Source organism: Fluviicola sp., assembly GCF_030151805.1.
Lineage (GTDB): Bacteria > Bacteroidota > Bacteroidia > Flavobacteriales_D > Crocinitomicaceae > Fluviicola.
On sequence record NZ_JASLCN010000097.1, the window covers coordinates 1 to 5681 of the forward strand.

Genomic DNA, 5681 nt, shown 5'->3' on the forward strand with positions numbered 1-5681 from the left:
CGTAATTCGTAATTCGTAATTCGTAATTCGTAATTCGTAATTCGTAATTCGTAATTCGTAATTCAATTAACTATGTAAACCGCATTCCTTCTTCGAATTATCTTCCCACCACCATCTTCCGGCGCGGAACGGTTCTCCTTCGCGGATTGCTCTTGTGCAAGGCTGGCATCCCAAACTCACAAACCCACGATCCTGAAGTACGTTGCTCGGAATATTGTGTTTTTCAATATAGGATTTCACCTCTTCCAGGCTCCAGGAAAACAACGGATTTACCTTGATGATTCCTCTTCCTGAATCCAATTCAACCAACTGCAAATCGTTCCGGTTTTCAGAATGCTCTGCACGTAAACCGGTAATCCAAATATCCACCTGTTCCAAAGCACGATTCAAAGGCTCTACTTTACGGATGAAACAGCACTCTTTCCGGTTTTCAATCGATTCATAGAAGCTGATCGGTCCTTTTTGGGTTACCAGGGTTTCAACTGCTTCGTGTTCCGGGAAATAAACTTCCAGTGGTTTCCGATAGCGCTGACGCGTGGCTTCAATTACGCTGTATGTTTCCGGAAACAAACGTCCGGTATCCAGTGTAAACACCCGGATTGGTAAATCCTGGCTGAAAATAGCGTGTGTAATTACCTGGTCTTCCCAGCTCAAACTGCTTGAAAAAGCAATCCTCACATCTTTTATTTCCGATAGGCGGACCAAATAATCTTCGAGTGTATCGTACGTAATTTCTTTTATTTTTTCAATCATCTTTTTCAGAATAACAAGGTTAAAAAGTTGCGTAAACTCACTATCACAACTACAATTCCCACAAAAAGCATCAATGCTTTTATATTCAGTTTCGAAGCCAGGTAAGCTGCCAGCGGTGCAGCGCAAACTCCACCTAAAATCAATCCTGCAATGGGCTGCCAAACGGAAGTTGCTCCGAGAACCGTGAAAAACGTGAAAGAACTGGCCAGTGAAACAAAAAATTCCGCCAGGTTCACCGAACCAACAATCATTCGCGGATGTTTTCCACGTGCAATCAAGGTGGAAGAAACTACCGGTCCCCAGCCACCGCCGCCAATTGAATCGAGAAATCCTCCTAGAAATCCCAACCAACCTGCTTTCGTCACTTTCTTTCGCGCCTGTTTCTTTCGAATCACTTTGTAAATGATCAACGCTCCCAAAAACAAAGTGTAAGCACTTACAATCGGTCGGATAATCTGATTGTACGATTCAAACTCCGACAAAATATAAGCGCCCAGGATTGCCCCGAGCACTCCCGGAATCAACAGCGATTTGAAAAGCCGTGTGTTCACATTCCCGAAACGCAAGTGCATGATTCCTGAAACACCGCTGGTAAAAATCTCAGAAGCGTGAACCGCCATACTGGAAATCGCCGGAGAAATTCCAAATGACAAGAGGAAAGTCGTGGCACTGATTCCGTAAGCCATTCCGAGTGCACCGTCGATCATTTGCGCAATAAATCCTGCTAAAATGAAGTATGCAAAATCAATGGTTAATGAATCGAAGGTTGCTGAAGCGGAAAGCCAGATTGTTTCCAGCGGAATCAGTGTAAAAATCAAATGTCCCGCTAACATCACTCCCAAAACACTGAGCAGATATACCAGTAATTTCCAGGGTGAAAAAAAATACCAGGGTCTTTCAGCCCGGACAAGCAAACCTGCTGTTGCCTGATTCATTTTTTTGACTTTTTTCCGGAAATCTCCTTTCAGGAAATTACGTAGAGAATTGAGCTGAATGGCCGATTCGTTCAATTCATCCGGTAAATTTTCATCCAGGATTTCTTTGAGCCGTTTGGCCAAAGTGGGCGATTGACCGTTGGTCGAAATACCGATTTTCAAATGTCCTTTCCGAACGACCGATCCAAGGTAAAACGTACACAAATCCGGTTTATCCGCCGCATTGTATAAAATTCCGGAATCACTTGCCAGGTTCATGATTTCCTCCGAAAGGTCTATATCGTTCAAGGCTGTAATGATCAGTTGCTTGTCCTGGATATCTTCTTTTTCGAAATCCCGGGTTTCCAGATATACATTTTCGTGACGTTCCGCAAAATCTATAAATGCTTCCTGGTACTCCCTCGAAACAACCGATATGTTGGTTCCCGGTGAGTTCGTCAACAACGTCTTTAGTTTTTCCAGGGCCACATTTCCTCCTCCCACCAATAAAACATTCAGTTCATTGGTCTTCAGAAAAACCGGAAAAAGTTCGTTCACCGCTGATTCTCTCATGAAAGACAGGTCGATTTTAGTTCCTTAAATGTTTCCGAATAATCTCCTGCATTGGAAAAAGAAACGACATTTCCGATCACAATCACTCCCGGACCTTCAACTACCGCTTCCCGGTGTAATTCCCCAATGGTTTCAATCGTTCCGGTAAGTATTTTTTCTTCCGGAAGAGAACCGTTATAAATCACTGCAGCCGGAAGACTGTTTTTTGATTGTTCGGTATACAAAGCGGCAATTTTTTCCAGTTGACTCAAGCCCATCAGAATCACGATTGTGGCATCCAGCTGTACTGCTTTTTTCAATTCCGGATTCAGCGATCCATCAGCCAAAGTTGCAGAAAGCACGAAAAATGAATTGCTCACTCCGCGGTGTGTAACCGGAATACCTACCAATGCAGGAACTGAAATCGAACTTGAAATTCCCGGGATTACTTCTGTCGGAATTTGATATTTCCGGGCATACTGAATTTCTTCCATTCCCCTTCCGAAGACAAAGGAATCACCACCTTTCAGGCGCACCACATGCCCGAATTCATTTGCCGATTCCACCAGGAGCTGATTGATTTCTTCCTGTTCGTAAACTTTGTAGCCTTTTCGTTTTCCTACAAAAATCTTTTTTGCCGTTGGGGCATATGTCAATAATTCTTCATTGACCAAAGCATCGTAAAGTACGACATGTGCTTTTTTCAAACGATCCAATCCTTTTACGGAAATCAGATCAATGTCTCCCGGGCCTGCTCCGACGAGAGATATTTTCGGATTTTCTTTAGTGCTCATCTCTTATTTTTAATTTCGTAATGAATGTGTCAATCTCGCTCAAGTACTCTGACACAAACGATTCGTTTGCTTTTTCCCGGTTGATTCTCAGCATAAAATCGTGGAAGGATCTTTCTTCTGAAAAACGGAATGTCGATCCAAAATGAGTGTCAAAATCCGCCAGGATACCATGCTGTGTATTGCATTTCACTCCTTTTTCAATCAACCTGGCTTTTGCTCCGAGAATTCCGGAAGCATAGGCGTAATAAACGGCATCTGCATATCTCTTTTCCTGAAATGCGTGGTGAGCCAATTCCAGCTTTTCTTCCGCATCCCAAAACAATGTTGCCACCAGATCAATCATCACTCCGGCACATTCCCCAACTCCAATCGCTGTAGCAAAACGCTGATCTTGTCCCCAATCGAGGTATTCCGTTTCTTCTACGTGTTCCAGATCTGTAAGCGGTTTGAGCAAATTGTAGAAATACCCGTTTCCCTGCCGGTCGTAGTAGTCGTTGAAAACCTCTGCATTTTCATGAAAATGGAGGTAATCATCTAAAATGACCTGAATGGCCTTCAACACCCGTTTACTTGGAATTTTAATCGTTTTTTCAGCAATTCTTCCCGTTCCTGCTCCCGTACTTCCTCCTCCGAGTAATACCTGCAAAGCTGGCAGTGTTCCTTCTTTGGTTTTGACGGAGCTTCCATGAAAACCGATCTGCGCCAAGCCATGCTGACCGCAGGAATTCATACAACCACTGATTTTGATTTTAATTCCTGCTTCTTCGATCAATCCCGGATAGGAAACCCGGATAAATGATTCCAGTTCCAATGCCACATGCGTGCTGTTGGAGATTCCCAGGTTACAGGTATCCGTTCCCGGACAAGCTGTAATATCTGTCAGGCGATTGAATCCCGGATCCGCCAGGTTCAATAAAACCAATTTTGCATAAACAAGCGGTAATTGCTCTGCTTTTACTCCCCTGACCTGGATATTCTGATGGATGGTAAAACGCAATTCAGGAAAATCGAATTCGTCCAGCAAATCTGCCAGTGAACGTGCCTGATCGGTAGAAAAATCACCCAAAGAAACTTTTGCATAAACGGCCAGGTATCCCGGTTGTTTTTGCAGGATGACATTCGTTCTGATCCATTCGTTGTAAAGTGCATCATCCGTAAACAAATCGCTTAGTTCAAGCAGAGGCAAGTTTTCGTAATCCGCTTCCAGCAGGTTTTTTACGGCATCCTTTTCCGAATCGTACTGAACTGCCAAACGCTCTTCTTTTACCAGGTTCATGAACGTTTCCAATCCCAACTTTGAAATGAGGTATTTCATACGCGCTTTATTCCGGCTGTTGCGTTCGCCATAGCGATCAAAAACGCGGATAGAAGCTTCGATAAACGGAATCAATTCATCAGCCGGAAGAAACTCATAAGCCAGGTTTGCCAAAAAAGGCTGAGCACCCAATCCACCACCGATCAGGACCTTAAAGCCTTTTAATTCCTGGTCAGAACCGGTTTCAGTTTCAATCCGGGGAATAAAACCAAAATCGTGAATGAAAGTAAATGCATCATCGACGTCGTCGGAACTGAAAGCAATCTTTATTTTCCGTCCCAATTCCTGCCCGAATGGTTTTCGCAAAAAATACTGGAAAACCTGTTCTGCATAAGGTGTTACATCAAACAATTCGTTGGGGTTGATTCCGGCATTATCGCTCGCAGTCACATTCCGGACCGTATTTCCGCAAGCTTCCCGCAATGTCACGTCATCTTTTTCCAAATCCGCCCATAATTGCGGCGTCCGGTCTAAGGAAACGTGATGAATCTGAATATCCTGCCGGGTTGTAATGTGTAATTTTCCGGTACTGTATTCATCACTCACCTGTGCAATCCGTCGCAATTGCCGGGAATTCACTTTTCCGTAAGGAAGTTTAATCCGAATCATCTGCACTCCCAGCTGGCGCTGACCATAAACTCCACGAGCCAGCCGCAGCGAGCGGAATTTATCATCCGGAATTTTTCCTTCCCTGAAGGCCGCAATTTTTTCTCCCAGTTCGAGAATATCCTGTTCGACCCGGATTTTCTTCGTTTCTGTCTGAAGTTCGTATTCCGTTCTAAAACTTTCCATAACTATTTGGTCGCATGATAGAGGTAATACCAATCTTCCTGCGACAATTCGAAGGAATGAGCCGTTGCAGCATTCTGAATGCGTCGTTTTTCCTTGCTGCCGATAATCGGAAGTGCTCCCAGTTTATTTAACCAGGCCACAGCAACCTGTTCCACATTTGCTTCGTATTTTTTCCCGATCTCGATCAAAGCCAAACGCAATTTCACCGCTTGTGCATCTTCTCCCAGCAAAATACGCCCATCCGCCAAAGGCGAAAATGCAAGCGCCCGGCTGTGCTGTTCCCGGATAAAATCAATTCGTCCGTCATGCAATGCTTCTGTTTGCAGGAGATTCAATTCCAGGTGATTGGTGATAATCGGCTGTGAGAGTGATGCCGACAACAAACGCTGCTGAAACACATTGAAATTCGAAACCCCGATATACGAAATCTTTCCGCTTCGCTGCAATTTCAATAACGCAGATGCCGTTTCTTCAATATTCGCCAGGAAATCAAAATGTTCCAGGATCAGAATTTCAATTTTATCGCGTTTCAGGCGTTTCAATGACTGTTCCACACTTTTG

General features: G+C 44.1%; 5 protein-coding genes. All 5 read right to left on the reverse strand.

Features of this window, described 5'->3' with window-relative positions; translation table 11 throughout:
• Positions 1-66 precede the first annotated feature (66 nt).
• Positions 67-753, reverse strand: coding sequence for a phosphoadenylyl-sulfate reductase (locus tag Q1V93_RS03740; RefSeq protein WP_300661634.1), 687 nt, complete (start codon positions 751-753; stop codon positions 67-69).
• 5 nt (positions 754-758) lie between these two features.
• Positions 759-2240, reverse strand: a complete 1482-nt coding sequence (locus tag Q1V93_RS03745) for a TSUP family transporter (protein ID WP_300661637.1) — start codon at positions 2238-2240, stop codon at positions 759-761.
• Positions 2237-3013, reverse strand: coding sequence for a uroporphyrinogen-III C-methyltransferase (gene cobA / locus Q1V93_RS03750; RefSeq protein ID WP_300661640.1), 777 nt, complete (start codon positions 3011-3013; stop codon positions 2237-2239). The genes Q1V93_RS03745 and cobA overlap by 4 nt, the downstream gene beginning before the upstream one ends.
• A complete protein-coding gene (locus Q1V93_RS03755) occupies positions 3003-5120 on the reverse strand; it encodes a nitrite/sulfite reductase (RefSeq protein ID WP_300661643.1) in 2118 nt (705 codons plus the stop codon). The genes cobA and Q1V93_RS03755 overlap by 11 nt, the downstream gene beginning before the upstream one ends.
• A gap of 2 nt (positions 5121-5122) precedes the next feature.
• Positions 5123-5681, reverse strand: a 559-nt coding sequence (locus tag Q1V93_RS03760) for an aldo/keto reductase (RefSeq protein ID WP_300661646.1), incomplete at its 5' end; no start/stop codon positions are given.

What these genes read in the sequence shown, in the direction of transcription:
- Q1V93_RS03740 (WP_300661634.1), bottom strand. Translation starts at nt 753, where the DNA reads ATGATTGAAAAAATAAAAGAAATTACGTACGATACACTCGAAGATTAT.
- Q1V93_RS03745 (WP_300661637.1), bottom strand. Translation starts at nt 2,240, where the DNA reads ATGAGAGAATCAGCGGTGAACGAACTTTTTCCGGTTTTTCTGAAGACC.
- cobA (WP_300661640.1), bottom strand. Translation starts at nt 3,013, where the DNA reads ATGAGCACTAAAGAAAATCCGAAAATATCTCTCGTCGGAGCAGGCCCG.
- Q1V93_RS03755 (WP_300661643.1), bottom strand. Translation starts at nt 5,120, where the DNA reads ATGGAAAGTTTTAGAACGGAATACGAACTTCAGACAGAAACGAAGAAA.